The following is a 22,034-nucleotide window of genomic DNA, read 5'->3' as shown; positions in this document are numbered from 1 at the left end:
CGTGTCGCACATCAGGTTTTGTGCGGACACCCTGGCCCCGCCCCTGCCACACCAGCCTTGCCGCCTCGGTGTCGCTCACACAAACACATCGACCGAACGGTCTGACACGCGGCCTGAACCTGCAAGTCCGGCTCCTGCCAAGGGGATGGGGCTCACCTGCGCCTGGCGTGCATCATCACGACGGCGCTTCTGATCTGATCCCCCGCTACCGCCATCAGGGTTCCTCGCGGACGAAGTTCCGACGGACATGCCGGAAAGCACAAGCCCCTCGCCGCGCAGCAGATCACTCAACTGCAGCATGCTGCGGTCCAGAATCTCGCGCGTATGCTCCTGATCACTTCTGAAAGTGACGTGGGCCTCATTGCCCGACAACGTGACCGATACCTCCACCGGCTGCCCGTCGCGGGTGACAGTCAACTCAGCGTTCTGTGTCTCCTGATTGACCCAGTAAGCCACCTGCTCAGCCAGCTGGTCCTCCACGCTCGCCTGCGCCGCGTCCCCCGGTGCGCCTGCAGAGTCCACCGTTTCGACGGCAGGGCCACCACCCGGCTCCGTGAGGGCTCCTCCGCCGTAACCCTGGTCGCGCAGGCCCGCATCGCCACCCGACGCCCGGGCACTGGCGTCCTGTCCGACCCCAGCACCTCCCGCTACCAGTTCGCCCAGAGCTCCAGCCAGTTCGGCTGCCAGCGGCGCACTGCCCGCAAAACGCTCCACCGATGCACCGGCGCGACTCAAACCCATCGCGAGTGCTTCCATGGGGACTAGTGCAACCACAGGGCCGAATGGCTGGCCCTGCATGCGGTCCAATGTCGAGGAAGCGCGCGACGCGGTCACATCCGAGGCCGGGTCAGGCCGCTGCGCGACGGTGCCGTTGGCTCGCGCGGATGCACGTGCATGTGCAGTACCTGAAACAGGTGCAGGACCTCCACGCATATCGGCAGACGCATCCAGCAAAACGGTTTCGGCCACCAGACCCTGGGCGCGACCGCCCGTCTTCGAAAACAGTACATCCTGAATAGCGGCCCCGCTGATTTCGCCGCCAGCATCGGCGCGCCCCCGCAACAGGCCCAAGGCCGGCGAAGACCGGTCTTCAGGAACAAGCAGCCCCTGCCATGCCGCCAGGGCTGCAGCATCTGCGGTCTGCGGGTCCGCATCCCCCAGAAGCGCATCGGGCGCCAATAAGTCGCCCGACGCTTGCGCTGCAGCGCCCGCGTCCGGCGTGTCCGTCAAGCCAGCCAGCAGGGCCAGAAAATCGCCGGGGTTTGCGCTCAGTGCGTTCGCCGTACCCGGTGCACCGCCCTTGACCTTCTGCGCGTGCGCAGCGGCCTGGGTAGATGGCTGGGATGCCGGGCCGGGCTGTGAGGCTTGGGCGCGTGTCGCTTCCATGGTCAATGCTCCTAGTGGGACGAGCGGTACTGCAATGCAGCGCGTTCGTCCGTCTGTTTCTGATCGCGGCGAATTTCCTTGAGTTCGAGGTCTGCGCGGCGTTTTTCGACCACCTTGCAAAGGCTGGCAAGGCGTAGCTCTGCCTCCAGCAGCGCACGCCTGGCGCCTGCCACGCGGCTCTCGTGGTCTCCCACCACCGTGGTCTGCAGGCCCGCTGCATGGCCAAGCCGGTCCATGAAGTGATAGTGGTGGTACATCACCTCGGGCTTCATCTCGGCATCTGCCCGCATGCCCCAGCGAGCCTCGGTTTCCCGGGCATAGTCCCGCAGTTGCTCCAGCTGCGCATGCGCTGCGTGCTGTGCGGCCAGCGTGGCCTGCAAAGCGCGCCGGGCATCGTCACGTTTGCGCGTGGCCACATCGACTGCAACCTGGAGCGAAGTGAGGCTGGACATCTTGAATCAACTGGTCATGAAGATGGCAGGCGCGGTCAGTGGCCCACCACAGCGGCCATGCCTGCGACGCTTTGCCCCAGCGAAGCGGCTTCAAACATGTCCTGCTGCAAGAACGCGGCCATCTGGGGCTGCAGCCTGATGGCTTCGTCCAGCGCAGGATCCGACCCGCTCATGTAAGCGCCCACCTGGACCAGATCGCGGCTCTTCTGGTAGCGCGAATACGTCGCACGGAAGCGCCGGGCCAGATCAAAGTGTTCCCGATCGACCACGTTATGCATCACGCGGGACGCAGATTGTTCGATATCAATGGCCGGGAAGTGGCCCGTTTCGGCCAGCGCACGCGACAGTACGATGTGCCCATCGAGGATGGCCCGCGCCGCATCGGCGATCGGATCCTGCTGGTCATCTCCCTCGGACAGGACGGTGTAGAAGGCCGTGATCGAGCCCACTCCATGCAGCCCGTTGCCGCTGCGTTCGACCAGTTGGGGGAGCTTGGCAAAGCATGAGGGCGGGTAGCCCTTGGTGGCAGGCGGCTCCCCGATGGCCAGCGCAATTTCGCGCTGGGCCATGGCATAACGGGTGAGTGAATCCATGAGCAAAAGCACATGGCGCCCCTTGTCCCGAAAGTGCTCGGCCACCGCGGTAGCATAGGCCGCACCCTGCATGCGCAGCAGCGGAGGCGCATCCGCCGGCGCAGCCACCACGACCGAACGTGCACGGCCTTCGGGCCCCAGAATGTCTTCGATGAACTCCTTGACCTCGCGGCCCCGCTCGCCGATGAGGCCAACCACGATGACGTCGGCCTGCGTATACCGGGCCATCATGCCCAGCAGCACGCTCTTTCCCACGCCCGAGCCGGCAAACAGGCCCAGGCGCTGGCCTCGACCCACGGTCAGCAGCGCATTGATGGCACGCACTCCCGTATCGAGCGTTTCGCGCACGGGTGAACGGTCCATTGCATTGATCTGGCGCCGGCCCATGGGCTCGGCCACCACGTTAGTGACAGGCCCCTGGTGGTCCAGAGGGACGCCCTGCGCATCCACCACCCGGCCCAGCAAGCCGTCGCCCATGGGCAGCCGCAGCACGCCGGCGCGCTGCACTGCCGCCGCAGGTTCGCCCAGGCGTGGCGTGGGGATGTACGGTGCCGCCGGAACCACGCTGGCTCCGCTGGAGAGCCCGTGGATGTCGCCTGCGGGCATGAGAAAGGCACGGTCACCCGAAAAACCCACCACCTCTGCCAGCACTGGAGCGTGCCCGGGCATCTGGACCATGCATTGCGAACCCACAGGCACACGGATGCCTGCGGCTTCCAGGACGAGCCCCGTCAGGCGCGTCAGCGTTCCCCGCGTTTCCAGGTCCACGGTGTCTGAGGCGCGTGCACGCGCCTCCGCAATGAACTGCATCCAGGAAGAGGTGCTTTCAACGGCCATCAGGACTCCCCTTCCTGCCAGGGCGATTCGAGACCCAGTGCGGAGACGGCGCGCTCCCACCGCTTGCCCAGCGTGGCGTCGATCACGGTGCCCGAGGATTCCACCAGGCATCCGCCCGGCGCCACGGTCGCATCGGCAACCCAGCGCAGGCCGGGCGCGCCCGCATCTGCGCTCAGGGCATCGCCCACAGATTCCATATCGACGGGGTTGAGCCTGACCGCTGACGGCCGTCCCTCGGTGACCAGCATGCCGAGCGCCTCACGCACCACCGGGTGCAGCACATTCGGGTTGACCGAGATCTCCTGACGAACCACTTGGCGCGCGATGTCGCAGGCCAGGGCCAATACCTGCTGTGCCATCTCTTGCTGCATTTCGCCCAGGTTTGCGTCCAGCGCTTGCATCACACCCTGCAGTCGCTTCGCCACCTCCTGGCCCTGGTTGTCGATGTATTCATCCATGCGGCGTTGCCACTCCAGCGCCGTCTGTGCCTGCCCCTGGGCAAAGCCTTCGGCAAAGGCGTCGTCGCAAGCCTGCTGCACAAGGGCCTGTTGCGCGGCCTCGTCAGGTTCGGCGGGCAACTCCACCGCAAGCGTTTCATCGGCCTCTGGCTCCGGAATGCTGGAGCCATCCACAGCCCCAAACCTCCATTGCGTGACGAGGCCGACCTCTTCGCTGGGGATGAAGCGCGAATAAGCGCGATGGCTAGACGAAGGCATCGTCACCACCTGCAGCGATCACGATCTGGCCTTCGTCGGACAGGCGGCGGACCGTCTTGAGGATTTCCTTTTGCTGCGCTTCGACTTCGGACAGCCGCATGGGTCCACGCGATTCCAGGTCCTCGCGCAGGGCCTCGGCAGCGCGCGAAGACATGTTGGACAGAAACTTTTCGCGCAGCTCGGGCACCGCGCCCTTGAGCGCCACGATGAGCGTCTCGGACGCCACTTCCTTGAGCACCGTCTGGATGGACTTGTCGTCGAGCTTGAGGATGTCCTCGAACACGAACATCTTGTCCATGATCTTCTGGGCCAGGTCGGGGTCGTAACCGCGGATGGACTCCAGCACCACGGCGTCCATGTTCCCGCCCAAGAGGTTGATGATCTCGGCCGCGGCCTTGACCCCGCCCAGCGAGCTCTTGCGGATCTTGTCGCCGCCTGCAAGCACCTTGAAAAGCACCTCGTTGAGGTCCTTGAGCGCCGTTGGCTGGATGCCCTCCAGCGTGGCCACGCGCAACAGGATTTCACTGCGCTGGCGGTCCGTCAGGTGCATCAGGATGCCCGACGCCTGATCGCTGTCGAGGTGGACCAAAATGGCAGCCACGATCTGCGGGTGCTCGTTGCGCAGCAGCTCGGCTACCGAGAGCGGGTCCATCCACTTGAGGCTTTCAATGCCCGATACGTCGCCGCCCTGCAGGATCCGGTCAATCAGCAGGCCGGCCTTGTCGTCGCCCAAGGCGCGCTTGAGCACGGCGCGCACGTAGTTGCCGGTGTCCGATACCAGCAGGCTCTGGGCCGAAGCCGCGTTGGAAAACTTGTTGATGACCTCGTCCACCTTTTCACGGGAGACAGAGCGCATGCGGGCAATGGTTTCGCCCAGCTTTTGCACTTCCTTGGGCGAGAAGTGCTTGAATACTTCGGCCGCCTCTTCCTCGCCGAGAGACATCAGCATGATGGCGGCGTCGTGGAGTCCTTGGTCGTCCATGGTTGTCGTCCGGGCAGGCCGTCAGGCGGGTTCGCCGTTGAGCCAGGTCTTCAGGATATTGGCCACTGCCATCGGGTTCTCCTTGGCGAGCACCCGCGCATCTTCCAGTCGCAGCTGCTCCGGCGTGGCCACGGGTTCTTCCTTGCGGCCCGGCGATGGCAGCGCGGGGCGTTCGGGCGTGTCGGCCTCCAGGGCATCGAGCTGGGCGCCAGGCACTGGCACGGCATCGACCTTTTCAACCTTGGTACCGCCCTTGAGCGCCGGCCGGACCAGGCCCAGGAGCACCATGGCACCGAACAGCACGGCACCCACGGGCCAGGCCAGGCTGCGGGCCAGCTCGATCGTTTCGGGCTGCTTCCATACCGGCACTTCGTTGGCGGGCGTCACGGAAACCTGGAACGGGGTGTTCATCAGGTTCACGGAGTCACCGCGCTCGCGGTTGAAGCCGATGGTCTCGCGCACCAGCGCCGTCATCTGCTCCACCTGTTCGGGCGACAGCGCCTTGGTCACCGCCTTGCCCTTTTCTTCAGTGGACTGGTAGTTGACGACCACCGCAGCGCTCAGCCGCTTCACGGCCCCCGTGCTGCCGCGGGTCACGCGGACTGTCTTGTCCACTTCGTAGTTGGTAGTGGACTCGCGCTTGCTGGTCTGCTCTTCGGCGCCCTGCTGGCCCGCTGCGTTGGGAGCCGGGTTTGCGCCGTTGATGGGTGCTGCTGCCGGTGCAGGCGGCTGGTTTGCCACCGCACCGGGCACGCCAGTGGCCGTCTTGTTGGAACTGCCACGGCTTTCCAGCACCTGCTGGCTGCGAATGGCGCTTGCATCGGGCGTCTGGTTGGGGCGGAACTGCTCGGAGGTGGACTCCGTCTGGGTGAAGTCAACCTCCGCAGTGACCTGCGCCTTTACGTTGTTGCGGCCCACCACGGGCTCCAGGATGTCCATGATGCGGCGGGTGTACTGCTGCTCCAGCTGCTGCACGTACAACAGCTGCTGCGCATTCACCTCGGCACCAGCGCCGCCTTCCGGTGTCTGCGACAGAAGCTTGCCGGTATCGTCCAGCACGCTCACAGCCGAGGGGGCCAGCTCTGGCACGCTCGAAGCCACCAAGTGGACGATGCCCGCGAGCTGTGCGCGGTCGAGCACGCGGCCCGGGTGCAGGCTGACCAACACCGAAGCCGACGGTTTTTGCTGCTCGCGGAAGAAACCATTTTGATTGGGAAGCGCCAGGTGCACGCGCGCACCCTGCACGGACGACAGGGCCTGGATGGAGCGGGTGAGCTCACCCTCCAGGCCGCGCTGGAAGTTGAGGCGCTCCTGAAACTGCGTCATGCCGAACTTGCTGGCCTCCATCAACTCGAAGCCAGCTACCGAGCCCTTGGGCAGCCCCTGGGTGGCCAGACGCAGCCGCACGTCGTGCACACGGTCTGCCGGAATCAGGATGGCGCCGCCGCCATCGGCGTGCTTGTAGGGCACATTCATCTGGGACAGCTGCGCCACGATGGCGCCCCCGTCCTTGTCGTTCAGGTTGGCAAACAGCACGCGGTAGTCGGGCTGGCGGCCAAACACGATGGCGGCCACGGCAATGGCCACCAGCAGCGCAATGCCCACACCCAGACGCATGCGCTGGGCCCGATCCAGCGCAGACATCCGCTGCAGCCATGAGGGGCCGGCAGACGGGGTGGCGAGAGGAATTTCAGCAACAGCAGACATCTTGCGTTCCATGAGGACTGGCCCGGCAACGGAGCTGGGCGTGGGACCGATTATTCGGCCACAGGCCCTGAATGTTCGCTCGATAAGGCGCTGGTTTGTCCATCATTTCGCCACGATGGCAGCGCCAGCGATGGCTAGGATACCCAGCATACCGCCATTCCCCACGGACACGCCATGGACCTACGCATCTCAAGCTCTACCGCTCCCCTCACGGGTGCAGGCCTGACGCGCCGTGCTGCAGCGCCGCAAAACGAGGGCTCCGACGTCGGATTCTCGGGCGCCCTGAAAGGGGCCCTGCAGTCGGTGAGCGCCGCACAGAACCGCTCGGCCGACCTGCAAAAAGAAGTTCAGATGGAAAACCCGTCTGTCAGCCTGGAAGAAACCATGGTCGCCATCCAGAAGGCACAGATCGGATTTCAGGCCACGCTGCATGTACGCAACCGCATGGTGCAGGCGTACACCGACATCATGAACATGCAGGTGTAAAAGAGATTTGCTACTATTTATATAGCAATAGGACCAATCAAAACAAGCGCCATCGGCCATTTTGACCTGAAATTCCCTCTGCGGGGCCGGATCAGCACCCCACCCGGCACCGACGCACCCACCCGCCAACAAAAACGCCCTGCATTGCAGGGCGTTTCGCTTTCTGGATGGGAGTGAGGTAGCCCCGTTGGCGGTTTGCCGACCCGGCGGCCGGCAAGGCGCACCTGGTAGCGCCTCAATGCATCATCAACGGCTGGCCTTCAAACAGGTGCTCGAACTGGGCCAGCCAGGGTTCCGCCAGGGTGCGAATCTGCGCGTCGTTGCGCAGGATGCGCTGCATGATGCGCATCTTCTCGCGGCGGTGCTCGGGCAGCAGGTCGTGCTCCTGGGCCTTGAAGCGCAGCTGCTCGATCAACACGGCACAGGCGCCCTCGTAGCGCACCACGCCGTCCCAGTCCTTGAGCCGTGCGGCCTCCAGCATCTTGGCGCTGCTGTCCTCAATGGCCTTGTAGTAGTCAATCAGCATATGTGACATGTTTCAGGCCTCCACCAGCGCAGGCTGGCCAGAGGCGGACGGTGGCGCATCGGCGGCCAGCACGCCGTTCTTCTTGATCTCGTTCCAGCCTTGCGCGACGGGCTCGATCAGCTTCATGACTTCCTGCATCATCGCGTCGTCGTTGCGGGCGTTGGCCAGGATGAGCCGCTGCGTGCAGTAATCGTACAGGGCGCCGAGGTTGCTGGCCAGCTCGCCGCCGTCCACGCGATCCAGGGCGGTGCTCAGGCCTTCTTCAATGATGCGCAGGGCTTTGGAGATGGCGTTAACCTTGCCCACCACGTCGCCCCGCGCCATGGCACCACGCGCCGTGGCGATGGAGTTGAGCACACCTTCATACAGCAGGCTGACCAGCTGGTGCTGGTCAATCGTGTGCATGCTGGTTTCAATGTTGATACGCTGATAGGCGTTGGCTGCACGGGGGCTGTAGGCGCTGAACATGCTGTCAATCCTTCGAGGTTACTTACTAGGGTTATCGGCGGGCTCCAGGGAAACTGAAGGCCTCCGACATCACCCGTTGGACTTGTTCCAGGCCGTGACCTGCTGCGCCACATAAGCATTGAGGCCGTTCAGACTGCTCAGCTGCTTGTCGAGCGCGTTATAGCGCTGCGTGATGCGCTTTTCAAACGCATCCACTTTGTCATTCACCCGCGACTGGTCCTGGCTGATGCGCTTGAGACTCAGCTGCAGGTTGTCGTCCTTGGATTTGAAAAAGCCGCTGTTGGAAAGCAGGTTGGTGGCGAGCGCCTTGACCTGCACAGCGATGCCGTCGGCAGCGCCTCCACCCGTGTTGCGAAACAGCCCCTTCACGGCATCAGGGCTGTCCGCCAGGGCCTTGCCCAGCTTGGCGCTGTCCACCACCAGGTTACCGCCCAGTGCCTGGCTGATACCGATATCCGCCAGGCGCTGGAAGGCCCCGCCGCCTGTCGTGACGGACTGGACGGCCGAGCGCAGCGAATTCTGGAGGGTGATGGCCGTGGAATCGCCTTGCAGAAGCCCCGCAGATTTGGTCTTGGGGTCGTACTTGGTGGCCTCCTGCAGCAGGTCGTTGATGGCGTTGTACGCCTTCACGAACGCGTCAATGTTGGAACGGACGGCCGAGTCGTCCTTGGCCACCGTGATCGAAATGGGCTTGCCCACCTCGGTGACCTGCTCGGCCTTGAAGGTCACACCCGAGATGGTGGTGGCAAACGAATTGGTGGCAGAGGTCACGGAGATGCCGTTGACCTTGGCGCGTGCATCCGCCGCCATCGTCGTCGCAGCCACATCCATCTGGGCGGTTGCCAGACGGGACAAGCCCACCCCATCCGAGTTTTCGGCAAAGGACTGCACGCCTGTATCAAAGCCTGCGCCCTCGTTCACCGAGACGCGATAGCCGGCCATTTCACCCGTGCCCTTGCCGGTGAGCAGCAAGCGCTCGCCAGATGCATCGGTCAGGATCGAAGCCGTGACCCCGGCATTGGCGCCGTTGATCTTGCTGGCTATGTCTGAAAGCTTGTCGCCCGCGCTGATGGTGATGTCTACCGGCTGGCCGCTCTGCGGCGTGAACGATGCGGGGGCCACACTCCACTTGCCCAGTTCAAGGCGAAGCGTACCCGCGCCGAGGGCGCCGCCCACAGGCAGCAGCGCGGCAGAAGCCGTAGCCTGGGCCTTGGCCATGCTCTGGATTTCCACGCTGAAGGAAGTAGGCAAGGTGCCGCCCACTGCACTCGCTGAAACGTACTTTGAATCCGATGAGGTCGTCGTGACACCGTTCCAGCCCGTCACGCTGGTGAGCTTGCTGGCTGCATCCTGCAGCGTGGACACCAGCGACTTGATCTGCCCGAAGGCCGATATCTTGGTATTGACCGTGGCTGCCTGGAGCTTGAGAGTGTCCAGAGGTCTTTTTTCGAGCGCAACCAGCTGGGAGATGATGCTTTTGACATCAAGCCCGTTGGTTCCCACGCCGGGCGATGAAATGGTGGCCATACAAACCTCCTGAACTGGTCCAACGGAAATTATGGCGCCGAATGGCGACAAGGAACGTCCGTAAACACGCCAGGAAACCCGTCTTATCGGGCGGTCCTGGCACCCGCCCTGCAAAAAGCCAAATGGCGGCGACAGAAAATCTGCCGCCGCCTGGTGCCTGACAGGCCAGAGCGCTGCAACGCCCTGCCTGCCTTACAAGCCGTTGCTGCTTACCGCAGCAGGGCCAGCACGCCCTGGGGCAGCTGGTTGGCCTGAGCCACCATCGCGGTACCTGCCTGCTGCAGGATCTGCGAACGCGACAGGTTGGCAGTTTCTGCGGCGAAGTCGGCATCCAGAATGCGCGAGCGCGATGCGGAAAGGTTTTCCGACGTCACTTGCAGGTTGCTGATCGACGATTCGAAGCGCGACTGCAGGGCACCGAGCTTGGCGCGTTCACCGTTGATGAACGAGAGCGCCGAGTCCACCGTCTTCAGGGCATTGGTGGACTTGTTGAACGTGGTCACGTCCAGGTCAGACACCTTTTGCAGCGCGGAACCGCCAGTGGTCAGCGCGTTGCTGGCCGAAGTGATCGCGAAGGACTTGTCGGAATCCAGCGTGATGTACCCGCTCACGGTCGTGAAGTCGGCGGTCGTGTCCGCAGCCAAGGTCACGCTGCCGCCAACCGCCGTACCGTCAGCCTGCAGCTTGGTCACCGTGGTGGTACCAGCATTTTGGACGGCGGTGTCCGATACCTGAATGTCGTTGCCGGTGGCGTTGGTCAGGATGACCTTGTCGCCGGTGCTGTTCAGCGAAGCGGTGACACCGGTCTTGGCCGACTGGTCGTTGATGGCGGACACAGCAGCCGACAGGCGATCTGCACCGGAGGTGGATGTCAGCGTGAACGAAACGTTTTGCGCCGTCGTGTTGTCACCCTTGATCGCCAGCGTATACGAGCCTGCGGTGGCTGCGATGTCCAGTTCAACCTGCGTGCGGGCCGTTGCAGTGACACCCGAATCGGCCTTCACGGCATTGATCTGGTCTGCAATGGTCTTGGCCGACGAACTGCTGGCCACGTTCAGGGTGGCCGTGCCCAGCGAGCCGCTGATGGAGACCGCACCAGAGGTCACGCCATTGGCTGGAGCCGAAGTGGCAGAAGCTGCAGCGGAAACGCCAGCACCTGCAGACGACACGTTCTGGTTGTTGCCGTAAACACTGGTACGCAGGTTGGCAGTCGAGGCCGTGATGGTCTGGTTGGCATTGGCGCCCACCTGGAACTGCTGCGTGCCGAAAGTACCGTCCAGCAGCTTCTGGCCGTTGAACTCCGTGGTTTGAGAAATGCGGTCCAACTCGGACACGAGCTGCGAGACTTCCTGTTGCAGGGCTTGGCGGTCGCCGGCGCTGTTGGACGCGTTGGCCGACTGCACAGCCAATTCACGCACACGCTGCAGGATGTCGCCGGAAGCCTTCAAGGCGCCTTCAGCGGTCTGGGCCAGAGAGATACCGTCGTTGGCGTTGCGCACCGCCTGGTTCAGGCCCTTGATCTGCGAGGTGAAGCGCTCGGAGATGGCCAGACCGGCCGCATCGTCCTTGGCGCTGTTGATGCGCAAGCCCGACGAAAGGCGCTGGATGGAGGTGTTCAGCGAACTCTGGCTTGCTCCCAGATTGCGCTGTGCGGTCAACGATGCGACGTTGGTATTGATGGTGGCTGCCATGGCGTTACTCCTGAAAAGAACTGACTGAATGTGGCGTTTCCGCCAACTGAATGCCAGGTCTACCTGGCCACAGTGCTCACCTTTTGCTCCAGCGGCTGGGGTGAACGGCGGGCATCACTCTCACTTCATGCGTCCCGTTGGTTAGGTTTTCGGGTCGCGCCGGGAAAACTTTAGGGTCAAACGCACAGATTGAACGGTTTTTCTGCGTCTTATCACCCCAACGCAAAAAACCCGGCTGCCCACAATTCATCCATCGTTCCCGAGAAGTCCGCCGGAGGGGCAACGCTTAAACCGGCAGAAATGTTTGTCTTCAGCTCTGCAGGAGTAACGCCATGGCAGCCACTATCAATACCAACGTCGCATCGTTGACCGCACAGCGCAACCTCGGCATGAGCCAGAGTTCGCTGAATACCTCCATCCAGCGTCTTTCATCGGGCCTGCGCATCAACAGCGCCAAGGACGATGCGGCCGGTCTGGCCATCTCCGAGCGCTTCACCTCGCAGATCAAGGGCCTGAACCAGGCGGCCCGCAACGCCAACGACGGAATTTCGCTCGCGCAGGTCACCGAAGGCGCGATGAAGGCAGCTGGCGACATCCTGCAGCGTGTGCGTGAACTGGCCGTGCAGTCGGCCAACGCCTCCAACAGCGCCGGCGACCGCCAGGCCCTGCAGCAGGAAGTCGGCCAGCTGGTGGCCGAGCTCGACCGCATCTCGCAAACCACCGAGTTCAACGGCCAGAAGCTGCTGGACGGCACCTTCGGCACGCAGCAGTTCCAGGTGGGCGCCAACGCCAACCAGACCATTGTGGCGGCCACCGCCAACCTGCGTACCAGTGTTTACGGCAATAACCAGAACGTGTCTTCCGCCGGTGCAGGCGTGTCTGCAGCAGCGGCTGCCACGTCCATCCCGCCCAACGGCGTGACCTCGGGCGCAGTTTCCATCAGTGGTTCCCTGGGTACCGCGACGCTGAACGTGGCGAGCAGCTCCTCGGCCAAGACCATCGCCGACCAGATCAATGCGGTCAAGGCCAACTCGGGCGTTACCGCCACAGCCCGCACCGAGGTCGAACTGGACATCGCAGCCGTTGCAGGCTCTTTTACCCTGGCCATCCAAGCGGACAACACCACGCCGATCACCGCGTCGTTCACCCTGACAGCCACTTCAGGCGCAGACCGGCTGTCGGCCGCCGTGGCCGCCATCAATGACCAGTCGGCCAAAACCGGCGTGACAGCATCGCTCAATGCGACAGGCGATCGCGTGCTGCTGGCGAACGCCACCGGCAATGACATCGTGGTAGCGGACACCGCCGTGCAAAACGCCGGCACCACCATCGTGACCAAGCTGCAGGCAGACGGCACCGCAGCCGGCGGCAGCGTGACGCTGGCGGCAGACACCAACGCCAACTTCACCACGGTCAGCGGCTACATCACACTGGACTCGGACAAATCGTTTGCCCTGACTTCGACGTCCAACGCCCTCACGACGGGTGGCTCGACCCTCAAGCGGGTGGCAGACCTTGACGTGACGACGTTCTCGAAAGCCACTGAATCTCTCAAGACCGTGGATTCAGCGCTTGCCTTCATCAGCGGCGAACGTGCCAAGCTGGGTGCGCTCCAGGCACGTTTCGAGTCGAGCATTGCCAGCCTGAACATCACCTCCGAGAACCTGTCTGCCTCGCGCTCGCGTATTCTGGACGCGGACTTCGCGGCCGAAACCGCCAACCTGTCGCGCGCCCAGATCCTGCAGCAGGCAGGCACTGCGATGGTGGCCCAGGCAAACCAGATTCCACAGGGTGTGCTGTCGCTGCTCAAGTAACCGATCCCGGGTGACCCTGGGCGGCAGGTTGGTGGACCTGCAGGCAAACTCCCCCGTACCCCGGTCGCCTCCCCAGGCACCGGGGTTTTTTGTTGCCGCGCCCGCGTGAACCGGGGCATCCCACGTCAACGAAAGAAAAGCGATATATCCAGTGCCGGAACAGCTGGCCCATCGACCACCGAGGATCAGGAGACTCGACCGATGCGCCCTCTGTTGCCAGACGCAACCTTCGTTGAGCGCCACCCTGGCAACGCTACCGCTACAGATGAGTCAGTACCGGCTGGCAGTTCTTGCCCAATGATGGCGACAGGCACAAAGCCGCCTGAATCTCCATGGCAAGAGCGATCAAAGCCCCACGGGCGCACGCACCAGATCCCGCCCCCGCCCCAGGGAGGCAGCTTTGGGTCAGCCCCCTCCTGCGCACGCGCCGGGCGCAATGCCGGGGTGCGAACAACGCGCCGGCCAGTTCAGCGCGCCGCGTGGCCCGGGTCCGGGAGTCGGCGAAGAAAGCCGTGGGGGGCCACGGTCACCTGGAGACGCTGCTCCATCGCTGTATCCACCTCAAACTCGCCGTGCGCGGCGAGCCACTGGCGCACGGCCGTCTTCGGGTTGTTGCCGACGTCCCAGGGGCGGTCCGCAAAGAATCGGGGAGGCATGTCCTCCACAAAGGTGTCGAACACCACACAGTAGCTGCCCGGTGTGACCAGAGGGGCGTAGGCATCCAGTTCGCCCAGTACATGTGCATGGGTGTGCATCGAATCCAGGCAGACGAGAACACGCTGATAGCCCTTGGCAAACTCGCGCACCTGTTGCACCACGTCAGGGGCTACAGCCGAACCCTGGATCATGGCGATGCGACTGGCCATGGGGTGGGCCTCAATGGCTGCACGGTTGTGCGCACGGATATCGATGTCCACACCCAGCACCTTGCGGTGTGAAACGCGCGGGTCTAGCGTGGTACCTGCCTCGATGGCGTCGCTCATGTCCAGCAAGGCCAGCAGCGAGGCGCTGAGCACCAGGGAACCACCATGGGCGATTCCGGTTTCGATGATCAGGTCAGGACGAACGCGCCAGACCAGTTCCTGCATCGCAACCATGTCCTGCGGGTACTGGATGATGGGGCGTCCCATCCAGTCAAAGTTGTACACGTACTGGCGTTGCATGGAGGCCTGCAACCAGTCGCGGGACAGCTCCCGGAAAGCAGTGTCTTCCGCATAGCTCTCAAGGCGGGCACTGCGTTCCTGGGCGAATTGGTCAACGGGGTTCATGGCGGGGTTACTCCAACGGGGTCGTCATTCAATAGCAGCAGATCGTCGCTGAACAGTGGACGGGGCGACACCTGCCATTCATCTTGCAGCCGCGTCACGTCAACGGGCGGGAACGGCTGAAGCGGTGCCCCGGGCAGAACGTCCACCATACAGCCCGTGCGCTCCTGCAGCCATTTCAGCCACTGGCCGTGCGTGGTCTGGCGGCCGCTGGCAACGTTGTATACCGGATATCGGCCCTGTACGGCGATGCGTGGAATCCAGTCAAGCACATCGGTCACATGCACATAGTCTTTGGCGGACTGTGGGTCCGAGCGAAGCACCACGCGGCCCTCGCGGGCCTGGCAAAGCAGATCGGCGACCAGATTACCGCTGGCAGCATCCATGCCCGGCCCGACCACGTTGGACAGCCGCGCCACGCGCACTGCGGCGCGGCCGCTGGCGTGGCACAGGGACTCGCCAGTGAGCTTGCTGAGGTTGTACAGGTACGAAGGATCGCCCGGCAGCACAGTCAGCGGGGCATCCTCGTGTGTAGAGGAAGCTCCCATGTAGACACGGGTGGACGACAGGTACAGCAGCGAATCGAACTTGGCGCGCCGCAGCAACTCGGCAAGCAGGCCCACGTGGGCATCCACCGTATCAAAGGGGCGCGTACGGAAGTCGGCGGTGAGCCCCACGCAATAGATGACGTGGCCCAGCGACCGGGCGAAGATCTCGGCATCACCGCGCAGCGGCGCCTGCACGTCGCAACCCTGAGCGCGCAGGTGCTCCACCAGCCTGCTGCCGATGTAGCCAGACGCCCCCAGCACGGTGAAGTACGCGGGCTCCGTCACCGTCGCTCTCCTACCGCCACCAGCGGCTGCCCCGCATACACCGTGTAGGGCAGCAGTTCGCCCCTCACGATGGAGCCTGCGCCCACCACGCAGCCACGCCGCAGCACAGCGCCATCGAGCAGGACGCAGTTGGCGCCGATCCACACATCATCCTCGACCACGATGCCGCCCTTGCTGGGCAGAAAGCCCTGCTCGCGGATAAACCTGCCCCGCTCGGCATAGGCGTGGTTCACCGGCGCAAAGGTGCAGTTGGCCGCGATGGCCACGTAGTTACCAATCTGGATGCCGTTGCCGGTGTACAGCACGCAACCCGAATTGATGACCACATCCTCGCCCACCACCAGGTCGCCGCTCCCGCCCGCCGGCTTGACCTTGACGAAGCTGTCGATCACCGAACGCGCACCCACCACGATGCGGGTGCCGCGCACAGAATCTTCGATGTCCGCCAAGGGCGAAACGCGGGCGGCGGGGTGCAGATCGATCATCTAGAACACCTCCAGCCGCGGCACGGCCACGGCAAACTTTCCACCCCAGCTGCGGACATAGTCCAGCTGTGCGGCCACCTCATCGCGCAGGTTCCAGGGCAGGATCAGCACGCGGTCGGGCCGATGGGCGCGAAGGTGAGCCTCATCCACTATGGGGATGCGGCTGCCCGGCAGGTACTGGCCCTGCTTGGCGGGGTTCTTGTCGACCACGTAGGGCAACAGGTCGGGCCGCACGCCTGCAAAGTTGAGCAAGGTGTTGCCCTTGGCGGCGGCACCGTAGGCACCTACTGTCAGCCCTTCGGCCTGGCACCTCAGCAAAAATGATAGCAACTCATGCTTGATTCGCCTGGACTGCGACTGGAAATCACTATAAAAGTCCTCGCCCAGCATGCCTGCGGCGGCTTCGGTGGCCAGCAGTTGCGCCACGCGGGCGGAGCCATCGGATGTGGCTTGCGGGTGGGCTGTGGCATCGGCACGGGCGGCCATCACGCGCAGGCTGCCGCCATGGGTGGGCAGCTCTTGCACATCCACCACCACCAGGCCGTTGGCCGCAAAGATGCGCTGCACCGCCGTGAGCGAGAGGTACGAGTAATGCTCGTGGTATGCCGTGTCGAACTGGCAGCCCAGCACCATGCGCAGCAGGTGCGGAAACTCGAAGGTGGCCACGCCCTGCGGCTTGAGCAGGCGTGCAAACCCGGCCACAAAATCGTTGATGTCGGGTACATGGGCCAGCACGTTGTTGGCGGCGATCAGGTCGGCCTGGCGGCCCGCGCTGGCCAGCTCGTCGGCCAGGGCCACGCCGAAGAAGCGCTCGACCACCGTGAGCCCCAGCGCCCGCGCCGCCTGTGCGGTGCTGGCCGTGGGCTCGATGCCGTAGCAGGGCATGCCAGCCTGCTGCACGTACTGCAGCAGGTAGCCGTCGTTCGATGCCACTTCCACAACACAGCTGTCGGCGCCCAGGCCCAGCCGCTGCTGCATGGCCTGCACATATGTCTTAGCGTGGGCAAGCCAGGAGGTGGAGAAAGAACTGAAGTAGGCGTAGTCGTTCGTGAACAGCGCCTCGCGCCCGGCGTGGTCTTCGGTCTGCACCAGCCAGCAGTGCTTGCACACCAGCACGCGCAGGGGGAACCAGGTTTCCGGGCCGCGCAGCGCGGCTTCGCTCAGGTAGGCGTTCGATGGTGGCGCGCTGCCCAAGTCCAGAAACGGCAGGTGCAGCGGCTGGCCGCAGTGTCGGCACTTCACAAGCGTACTCCTTCAAACGATTCGGTCAGCAGCGCGTGGCTACGGTCGCGGTCCGACATGTCGGCCATGGGCAAGGGCCAGGGCAGCGCCAGACGCGGGTCCAGCGGGTTCAGCCCCGCCTCGGCCGCCGGCGCGTAGGCGGCAGAGTGCAGGTACAGCAACTCGGCATCGTCAGACAGCGCCTGGAAACCGTGTGCGAAACCGGGAGGGATGAGCAGCGCGCAGGCGTTGTCAGCGGACAACCGCTCGGCATGCCACTGCAAAAAGGTGGGCGAGCCAGCGCGCAGGTCCACCGCCACATCCCACACCTCGCCACGCAGGCAGCTCACCAGTTTCATCTCGGCATGGGGCGAGCGCTGGTAGTGCAGGCCACGCACGCTGCCGCGCTGGCGCGTAACGCTGTGGTTGATCTGCACAATGGGCTGGGTCCAGCCTGCGGCAGCCAGCTCGTCAGCGCAGAACATGCGTTCGAACAGCCCGCGCGCATCGTGCAACGGGTGGCGCTGCACGCGCACCAGGCCGTTCAGGGGCAGAGGGGTACAGACGAAACGCGTACTCACGCGGCGGCCTCCCAGGCGTCCAGGTCTGCCAGGCACAGCGCGCGCGCGTCTGCACCGCCGTGCTGTGCGCGGTACCAGGCCATGGTGCGTTCTACCGCCATGGCCAGGCCCCAGCGGGGCGCTACACCCAGCGCCTGTCGAGCGTGGGCGGTTTCCAGGGCCAACCAGCCGGCCTCGTGCGGGCCTTCACTATTATTTTCATAGCTGACGGTGCAATCAGAATAAGCACTTGCAGCCATTTTGATCACATTTCCCACCATGGCGGCCTCGTGGGGCAAGGGGCCAAAGTTGTAGGCGCCTGCGCGGGCGGGCTCCACCCACAGGCGCTCGGCCAGGCACAGGTAGGCGGCCAGCGGCTCGATCACGTGCTGCCAAGGCCGTGTGGCCTCGGGCCGGCGGATATGAACGGGTTGCCCGGCGCTCCAGGCCCGCACGGCGTCGGGCAGCAGGCGGTCGGCCGCCCAGTCGCCGCCGCCAATCACGTTGCCTGCGCGGGCAGTGGCCACGGCCACGCCCTGCGCGGCCAGGAACGCATCGCGGTAGCTGGCAGTAATGATTTCGGTCGCAGCCTTGCTGGCGCTGTACGGGTCGTGGCCCCCCAGCGCGTCGTCCTCGCGGTAGGGGTAGGCCCATTCGCAGTTGCGATAGACCTTGTCGGTGGTCACCACCACGGCCACGCGCGCGTCGGACTGGCCCCGCAGCGCATCGAGCACATGGGCCGTGCCCATGATGTTGGTGGCATGGGTGCCCAGCGGGTCCGCATAGCCCGCGCGCACCAGCGCCTGCGCGGCCAGATGTAGCACGATCTGCGGGCGGGCAGCCTGCACATGCGCAGCAACAGCCTGGGCATCACGTACATCGCACTCGTGGCTGGCATGCATGCCATCTGCCACACGGGCCAGGGTGAACAGGTTGGGCTCGGTGGCGGGTGGCAGGGCCAGGCCCGACACCTGGGCCCCCATGCGCGCGAGCCACAAGGCCAGCCAGCTGCCTTTGAAGCCGGTGTGCCCGGTCAGCAGCACGCGCTTGCCGCGCCAGAAGCCCGGGGTAGGCTGCACGCGGCTTTGCATCACCACGTCTTCCATGGCGCCTTGCCGGTTTGCCACAGCTCTTCCAGCAGGTTCTTCTCGCGCAGGGTGTCCATGGGCTGCCAGAAGCCGGTGTGTTCAAACGCACGCAGCTGGCCGCTTTGCGCCAGCTGGGCCATGGGCTCCAGCTCCCAGCTGGTGGTGTCGTCCGCAATGCGCGCGATCACCTCAGGCTGCAGCACAAAAAACCCGCCGTTGATCCAGCCGCCATCGCCGCGGGGCTTTTCTTCGAATCCGTGCACTGCATCGCCATGCCGCACCAGTGCGCCATAACGGCCAGGGGGCTGGACGGCGGTCACGGTGGCCTGACAGCCATGGGCGCGGTGAAAGGCAAACTGCGCCGTCATGTCCAGGTCGGCCACGCCATCGCCGTAGGTAAAGCAGAACGGCTGGCCGGGCTCCAGGTATTCCTGCACGCGGCGCAGGCGCCCACCGGTCATGGTGTTCTCGCCAGTATCCACCAGCGTCACGCGCCAGGGCTCCGCGTGGCGGTGGTGCACTTCCATGCGGTTGTTGGCCATGTCAAAGGTCACATCCGACATGTGCAGGAAGTAGTTGGCAAAGTACTCTTTGATCACATAGCCCTTGTAGCCCAGGCAGATGATGAAGTCGTTGACGCCATGCGCGGCGTACATCTTCATGATGTGCCACAGGATGGGACGCCCCCCGATCTCGATCATGGGCTTGGGTTTAAGGTGCGACTCCTCGGAAATTCGGGTTCCGAGTCCACCGGCAAGCAGTACAGCTTTCATCGCGTCAAGGATAGTGAAGCTAGGTATGGCAGCAAAGCCGGTGAGAAGGGGAAAACGCAGCGCTTCTCGGACCTTCAGGCCTGTTGGGCGCACCAGCGGGCAAACATTTGCTGATAGGCGTCTTCCACATCCCGGGCGAACCCCGGTTCGTCCATCAGGGGGGAAGCCAGCATCTGCGGGCGCAGGTCGTGGCGAATCTGGGCCAGCCGCGGCAGGTCGCTGGCAAGGGCCACCAGCTTGTCCCCATACTCTTGTTCGCTGTGTGCAATCCATTCGGTACGCCCCACGGCCGACAGCACCGACGCGCCCAGAGTGCCCATGCTGGGCACACCGGCCAGCGATACGAAGGGCAGGCCCATGTAGAGCGACTCGATCAGCGTGGTGCCGGAGTTCTGGGGGAAGCAGTCGAGCGCGATGTCCATGCGGCGAAGCACGTTCCAGGGAGGGCTTTCAAAACCCATGATGATGCGGTCCCGCGGAATGCCCAGCGCCTCGAATCTTGGCCACCATTGTTCGCGCACCTCGGCCTGGCTGAAGTTGCCGCTGTTGAGCTCCAGCCTTGCACCGGGCACCCGGCGCAGCAGATCGGCCCAGGCCCGCAGCACGCGTTCGTTGAGCCGCACGGCCCGAGTCAGCGTTCCAAAGGTGATGTGGCCATTAGCCAGCGCGGGCAGCTCGCTCACCTCGCCAGCACGCGGGTTTGCGCGGTAGACAAAGGGGGTGCGCGGCAGCCGCCACGGCGCTTCAGAGAACAGGTACTCAGCCCCCTGCGGTACGGTCACCGCGTCTGTCAGGTAGTAGTCGATGGCCGTCAGGCCTGTGGTGTAGCCGGAGTCCAGCCAGTGCAGCGACACGGGAGCTGGCTTGCGCGCAAAGGTCCCCAGCCGGTGGCCCTTGGTCTGCCCCGCGATGTCCACCAGAACGTCAATGCCATCCGCCCGGATGCGGGCAGCCAGTTCGTCATCGGTCATCTGGCCGGTGTCGGTCCAGTGTTCAAACAGTGTCCGGTAGTGGTCGGTCACATCGTCTTCCAGCTCCACAAGGCCCGAATACGCGAAAAGCTCGACGCGGGTGTGGTCGTGGTTTTCCAGCAATGGCTCCAGAAACGGCCGGCAGGCATGGGTGCGAAACACCGGAGCCACATAGCCCACCCGAAGGCGCCGGTCGGGTGTGCGGTCGTTGGCGTGGGGGCGCCAAGCGCGGCGATGAGGCTCGCCAAAATGTTTGTTGAATCGCTGATACGCTGCAAAGCGCTCGAGCGGGTCAAGCTCGGGCATGCAATTGGCCACAAAGAGATAGCAGCTGTGAGCGGCCTCGTCCGTGGGACTCAGGTCGATGGCGCCGCGCAACACTTGCAGCGACTCGGTCAGCTTGCCCTGGTCCTTGAGCAGCATGCCCAGACTCACATGGGCATGGACCAGCTTCGGATCGCAAGCCATGGCCTTGCGGGTGCACTGCTCGGCTTCGGCAAACCGGTGCATCTCGCCCAGCAGAATGCCAAGGTTGATGAGCACGTTCGGATCATCTCCGCCCACATCCAGTGCGCGGCGATACGCCTGCTCGGCGGCTTCCAGCCGCGCCTGACCGCGCATCACGATCGCCAGGTTGTACCAACCCTGCTTGAATGCCGGGGCATGCGCCACCGCCTGCCTCAGCAGGACTTCGGCCTGCACCAGATCGCCCTTGAGCGATCGTGCCAAGCCGTAATTGCTGAGCATGTCCACATCAACTGGATTGAGCTGCAGGGCCTGCTGCATGGGCGCCATGGCCTTGTCCAGCTGGCCGGCGCGCATGAGTGCGGCACTGAGCGACTTGTACCCCATGGGGCACTGCGGGTATTGGCGCGTCATCTTGCGCCCCAGCCGGATCACTTCGTCAAACCGCTCTTCCTCAAACAGCTGGTTGAGCGCTGCAGTTTGCTCGGCAGGTGCCATGCGCCCCGCTTTGGGTATTGCATTGCGGGTTCGATGCACAGCAGCCGACACCAAGCGCTCAACCAGCTCACCCGCAGCATCGCCAGCCAGCCCCGCACGGCGGGCGTCTTCGAGAATGTCCTCGGCCAGCACCCACTCCTGGGCCTGGATCAAGGCATCGACAAGGCTTACCCAGTACTGCCGGTTCTTCGGATCAACCTGCAGCGCCGCCTGAAAAAACGGAACCGCTGCGAGAAACTGACCGCATTCAACAGCAATCGCCCCGAGGTTGTGGTTGGCGTCCGGATGCCCCCGGTCAAGAGACAGCACTGCCCGGTAGAGCTCTTCGGCCTGTTCCAGGTTACGGGCACGATGACATTCCAGCGCCAGGTCCATCGTCTGGCGCAAAAGCGCCAGCACGGCCGCATCGGGCAACATTTGCGGTTTGCCATCCCCCTCTCCTGCCATGAGCCCCAGTGCGGGGCTTTCGTCGACCACGGTTGCTTGCATCGCGCTCACCTCTGTCTGCTTGATCTGCCATTGCCCTGAGGGCGGTGGTTGCCGGTATTTAGCAGGATAAACAGCTTGGACAGACCTTAAGCGAAGAAAAGCGGCCAATACCGTGCTCACCCTCTGCACGAGGTACAGCGCACACCGTATCGGCAAATCCCTGAACGGCAACACCCCCGCCATGTGCAAGCGGCCAAGAAA

Annotated in this window: 20 protein-coding genes; 2 read left to right on the top strand and 18 right to left on the bottom strand. The window is 64.2% G+C overall.

From position 1 onward, the window contains the following. Positions 1-75: 75 nt before the first annotated feature. From ACTPOI_RS11040 to fliF, 6 genes are read right to left on the bottom strand one after another with little or no spacing between them, the layout of a single operon-like run. The gene (locus ACTPOI_RS11040; RefSeq protein WP_440108735.1) at positions 76-1,386 is read right to left on the bottom strand and encodes a flagellar hook-length control protein FliK; all 1,311 of its coding nucleotides are present in this window, start codon (positions 1,384-1,386) and stop codon (positions 76-78) included. A gap of 11 nt (positions 1,387-1,397) precedes the next feature. After that, positions 1,398-1,838, bottom strand: a complete 441-nt coding sequence (gene fliJ, locus ACTPOI_RS11035; protein WP_440108733.1) for a flagellar export protein FliJ — start codon at positions 1,836-1,838, stop codon at positions 1,398-1,400. 35 nt (positions 1,839-1,873) lie between these two features. Continuing rightward, positions 1,874-3,241: a flagellar protein export ATPase FliI gene (gene fliI, locus ACTPOI_RS11030; protein ID WP_440108787.1), complete on the bottom strand. Its 1,368-nt coding sequence runs from the start codon at positions 3,239-3,241 to the stop codon at positions 1,874-1,876. 26 nt (positions 3,242-3,267) lie between these two features. Next, entirely contained in the window at positions 3,268-3,984 is a 717-nt protein-coding gene (locus ACTPOI_RS11025; protein ID WP_440108731.1) for a FliH/SctL family protein, read from the bottom strand. Further along, positions 3,971-4,966, bottom strand: a complete 996-nt coding sequence (gene fliG / locus ACTPOI_RS11020; RefSeq protein ID WP_300455132.1) for a flagellar motor switch protein FliG — start codon at positions 4,964-4,966, stop codon at positions 3,971-3,973. Before fliG ends, ACTPOI_RS11025 begins: the two co-directional genes overlap by 14 nt. Before the next feature lie 21 nt (positions 4,967-4,987). Then, positions 4,988-6,673: a flagellar basal-body MS-ring/collar protein FliF gene (gene fliF, locus ACTPOI_RS11015; protein ID WP_440108729.1), complete on the bottom strand. Its 1,686-nt coding sequence runs from the start codon at positions 6,671-6,673 to the stop codon at positions 4,988-4,990. 174 nt (positions 6,674-6,847) lie between these two features. Here fliF and fliE point away from each other — a divergent pair, with 174 nt between their 5' ends. After that, complete coding sequence (gene fliE / locus ACTPOI_RS11010) at positions 6,848-7,159, top strand: flagellar hook-basal body complex protein FliE (RefSeq protein ID WP_440108727.1); 312 nt, start codon at positions 6,848-6,850, stop codon at positions 7,157-7,159. Positions 7,160-7,394: 235 nt separating this feature from the next. On the opposite strand, the gene ACTPOI_RS11005 is transcribed toward fliE, so the two are convergent. The 4 genes from ACTPOI_RS11005 to ACTPOI_RS10990 all read right to left on the bottom strand — a co-directional run bounded on the left by ACTPOI_RS11005 (position 7,395) and on the right by ACTPOI_RS10990 (position 11,371). Further along, positions 7,395-7,694, bottom strand: coding sequence for a flagellar protein FliT (locus ACTPOI_RS11005; protein ID WP_291519540.1), 300 nt, complete (start codon positions 7,692-7,694; stop codon positions 7,395-7,397). A 3-nt stretch (positions 7,695-7,697) separates the two neighbouring features. Next, positions 7,698-8,153, bottom strand: a complete 456-nt coding sequence (gene fliS, locus ACTPOI_RS11000; protein WP_440108725.1) for a flagellar export chaperone FliS — start codon at positions 8,151-8,153, stop codon at positions 7,698-7,700. A gap of 69 nt (positions 8,154-8,222) precedes the next feature. Beyond that, entirely contained in the window at positions 8,223-9,680 is a 1,458-nt protein-coding gene (gene fliD, locus ACTPOI_RS10995) for a flagellar filament capping protein FliD (protein ID WP_440108723.1), read from the bottom strand. Between the two features lie 209 nt (positions 9,681-9,889). After that, a complete protein-coding gene (locus ACTPOI_RS10990) occupies positions 9,890-11,371 on the bottom strand; it encodes a flagellin N-terminal helical domain-containing protein (protein WP_440108721.1) in 1,482 nt (493 codons plus the stop codon). Between the two features lie 332 nt (positions 11,372-11,703). Here ACTPOI_RS10990 and ACTPOI_RS10985 point away from each other — a divergent pair, with 332 nt between their 5' ends. Further along, a complete protein-coding gene (locus ACTPOI_RS10985) occupies positions 11,704-13,185 on the top strand; it encodes a flagellin N-terminal helical domain-containing protein (RefSeq protein WP_440108719.1) in 1,482 nt (493 codons plus the stop codon). Positions 13,186-13,652: 467 nt separating this feature from the next. On the opposite strand, the gene ACTPOI_RS10980 is transcribed toward ACTPOI_RS10985, so the two are convergent. The 8 genes from ACTPOI_RS10980 to ACTPOI_RS10945 form a co-directional block, all read right to left on the bottom strand. Continuing rightward, positions 13,653-14,453 (bottom strand): cephalosporin hydroxylase family protein, encoded by an 801-nt coding sequence (locus tag ACTPOI_RS10980; protein ID WP_440108717.1) that lies wholly within the window; start codon positions 14,451-14,453, stop codon positions 13,653-13,655. Beyond that, complete coding sequence (locus ACTPOI_RS10975; protein ID WP_440108715.1) at positions 14,450-15,283, bottom strand: NAD-dependent epimerase/dehydratase family protein; 834 nt, start codon at positions 15,281-15,283, stop codon at positions 14,450-14,452. The genes ACTPOI_RS10980 and ACTPOI_RS10975 overlap by 4 nt, the downstream gene beginning before the upstream one ends. After that, complete coding sequence (locus ACTPOI_RS10970; protein ID WP_440108713.1) at positions 15,280-15,768, bottom strand: acyltransferase; 489 nt, start codon at positions 15,766-15,768, stop codon at positions 15,280-15,282. The genes ACTPOI_RS10975 and ACTPOI_RS10970 overlap by 4 nt, the downstream gene beginning before the upstream one ends. Continuing rightward, on the bottom strand, positions 15,769-17,010 hold the full coding sequence (locus ACTPOI_RS10965; RefSeq protein ID WP_440108711.1) for a methyltransferase domain-containing protein: 1,242 nt from the start codon (positions 17,008-17,010) through the stop codon (positions 15,769-15,771). It lies immediately after the preceding gene. Continuing rightward, positions 17,007-17,570, bottom strand: a complete 564-nt coding sequence (locus ACTPOI_RS10960; protein ID WP_440108709.1) for a dTDP-4-dehydrorhamnose 3,5-epimerase family protein — start codon at positions 17,568-17,570, stop codon at positions 17,007-17,009. Before ACTPOI_RS10960 ends, ACTPOI_RS10965 begins: the two co-directional genes overlap by 4 nt. Beyond that, a complete protein-coding gene (gene rfbG, locus ACTPOI_RS10955; protein WP_440108785.1) occupies positions 17,567-18,640 on the bottom strand; it encodes a CDP-glucose 4,6-dehydratase in 1,074 nt (357 codons plus the stop codon). Before rfbG ends, ACTPOI_RS10960 begins: the two co-directional genes overlap by 4 nt. Continuing rightward, positions 18,640-19,410 carry a glucose-1-phosphate cytidylyltransferase gene (gene rfbF, locus ACTPOI_RS10950; RefSeq protein ID WP_440108707.1) on the bottom strand — a complete coding sequence of 257 codons (771 nt, stop codon included), beginning with the start codon at positions 19,408-19,410 and terminating at the stop codon, positions 18,640-18,642. Before rfbF ends, rfbG begins: the two co-directional genes overlap by 1 nt. 74 nt (positions 19,411-19,484) lie before the next feature. Continuing rightward, a complete protein-coding gene (locus ACTPOI_RS10945) occupies positions 19,485-21,833 on the bottom strand; it encodes a tetratricopeptide repeat protein (RefSeq protein ID WP_440108705.1) in 2,349 nt (782 codons plus the stop codon). Positions 21,834-22,034: the final 201 nt, after the last annotated feature.

The sequence above is a fragment of the Acidovorax sp. BL-A-41-H1 genome, assembly GCF_051942715.1.
This window is presented reverse-complemented; position numbering and strand designations above follow the sequence as displayed.